Annotated in this window: 3 protein-coding genes; all 3 read right to left on the bottom strand. The window is 45.6% G+C overall.

Going from position 1 to position 1,879, the window contains the following annotated elements; genetic code table 11:
* Window positions 1-42: 42 nt before the first annotated feature.
* Window positions 43-426, bottom strand: a complete 384-nt coding sequence (locus tag B147_RS0108425) for an Arm DNA-binding domain-containing protein (RefSeq protein ID WP_020586770.1) — start codon at window positions 424-426, stop codon at window positions 43-45.
* Window positions 427-817: 391 nt separating this feature from the next.
* Window positions 818-1,099: a GFA family protein gene (locus B147_RS33635; RefSeq protein ID WP_483782821.1), complete on the bottom strand. Its 282-nt coding sequence runs from the start codon at window positions 1,097-1,099 to the stop codon at window positions 818-820.
* Between the two features lie 288 nt (window positions 1,100-1,387).
* Window positions 1,388-1,744, bottom strand: coding sequence for a hypothetical protein (locus B147_RS0108420; RefSeq protein ID WP_020586769.1), 357 nt, complete (start codon window positions 1,742-1,744; stop codon window positions 1,388-1,390).
* Window positions 1,745-1,879 lie beyond the last annotated feature (135 nt).

The following is a 1,879-nucleotide window of genomic DNA, read 5'->3' as shown; positions in this document are numbered from 1 at the left end:
TCACAGCTTCCTCCACAGTTCTTCATGTAGGCCGGAAGTGTATCAGATAAAAAAGACTCCGTCTATAATTTTATATGTCGCTGTCGTGTTAACAGCGGCCCGATCAACCCGGCAGAAAGGCTTATCTTTCCAATTTTCAAAATTCAAGTTCAGGTGGGTGTTGATATCTTTGATTGAAAGAGGTTTTAATTTCTTGACTTTGATATACGATTTGATGACCTGTTCCAGGGTGACATTTTCGGCCTTAGCCCTTCTTTTCTTTTCCTGAGGGTCTTTTCCTTTCAGCATTTCTGCAAGCTCTTTTTGGGCCTGGTCTCGGGCTTGTTTTGGGGTAAAGGCACCATAGTGTCCAAAGGTAATTCGTCTTGATTCCCCATCAACCCGGGCCTGGGCAACAAAGGTTTTCCTTGTGGCTGTAACCCTCAAACCAAACCCTTTAAGCTCTTAATCCCAGAAAAAAGTAACCACTTTTTCAGGATTAAGAGGACTCAAAAGCCTCCGGTCCGGGTCTTACGAGTTCAAGTCTCGCCCAAAAATGATTTTTCCCGTTTCATCGTTGAAACAGTTTACAGTAGCTGGGAATGATTTTTGTGCCCGGACCACTTGGGCAGATCGTCTTGCGGTTCAACAACCCTTGATCCATAGAAAAGATGACAGGTTGGCCTGAATGCTTCCGGCACCACGGTTGGATGCCCGAAATCAAACAATGATGGGAAAGCGAGCCACATCCTGCGCGCCTCATCGGCAATGGGTGTGCCACATTTGCCGCAGCGAACTTTACAAGGCAGAATGCGCTCCGGCAGGTTTTGTTCACTGTTTATAAAAAAGTCTGTGTAACTAGCACAGATCTTTCTACTTTCGTTGTGGGCTGAGTCTGGGTGCTGATAGACCAGGTCAGCCCATGGCTGTTATAGAAAACCAGATACTCCAAACCAGTGGTGAACCTTACATGGCGTTTGTGGAAAATCGCTGCCCACTGCATAGGGGCTCCATGTAGCCTCTGGCAAGTCGTGCAATGACAAATTTTGGCATCCACTGGATCTGCGCTTACCTCATATCGAACAGCTCCACAAAAGCATGAGGCTTGGTACTTGGCCATAAAGTCTGTGTCTTCCAGGGAGGCATAATCGGGACCGAATGGATTTTGTATGATCGACACCTATTCTGTTTATTCAAATTTATTAATGTAAAATCATCGTCCAGGACGTCCTACCTATCCAACGCATTTTTTCGTTCCATTGATTGTCATACGCCATTAGCAAACATGGAAAGATGATTTTTACCGGAGATACACCCAGAGTTGAAAAAAGGGCAATGTCGGAAGCCAGAAAAAAAAGTAGGTTTAATTTCAATGACTTCCGGCACGTACATCGTTATATCAATCTTTTTAGCGTTGTTTTTTGTCTGAATTTAATTTCAAGGCCAATTTGGAGACAGTGTACAGGGAGACATCTTCTTCAAATTCATCCCCCACTGCTGAGGTCAGCGGCAGGGCAAGATTGGTCACGTAGATGAATTTTCCAGTGATGACCAAGCTAGCTGGAAAAAGCAATCCTTGGGGGGCACCATCTTTGCCGATGCCTTTGAAGGAACCGATACTATCGATAACCCGTCCGTATCCGTCAAGTTTTTTCAGGGCGTCAGCCTGGTTTGCGGCAACCCAGAGACAGCCGTCATCATCCATGGCCAGTCCGTCGGCACCGTTAATGCTCTCGGCAAATATTACAATTTCACCTGTTGTCATATCAAGGGAGAGGACACGGTCATCACCGGTATTAGCAATATAGTGTCCCTCCGGTAAGCCTGCATGAATTCAATCTCCGCAGCTGATATAACGGTCCCATCAATATTTTAAGGAGGGACCCATGAATAAAACAAA

The sequence above is a fragment of the Desulfobacter curvatus DSM 3379 genome, assembly GCF_000373985.1.
Taxonomy (GTDB): Bacteria; Desulfobacterota; Desulfobacteria; order Desulfobacterales; family Desulfobacteraceae; genus Desulfobacter; species Desulfobacter curvatus.
Note: the sequence above shows the minus strand (reverse complement) of the source record. Positions and strands in the feature narration are given on the sequence as shown.

Coding starts and splice junctions, on each gene's coding strand:
- B147_RS33635 (WP_483782821.1), bottom strand. CDS start 1,099: ATGGCCAAGTACCAAGCCTCATGCTTTTGTGGAGCTGTTCGATATGAG.
- B147_RS0108420 (WP_020586769.1), bottom strand. CDS start 1,744: ATGACAACAGGTGAAATTGTAATATTTGCCGAGAGCATTAACGGTGCC.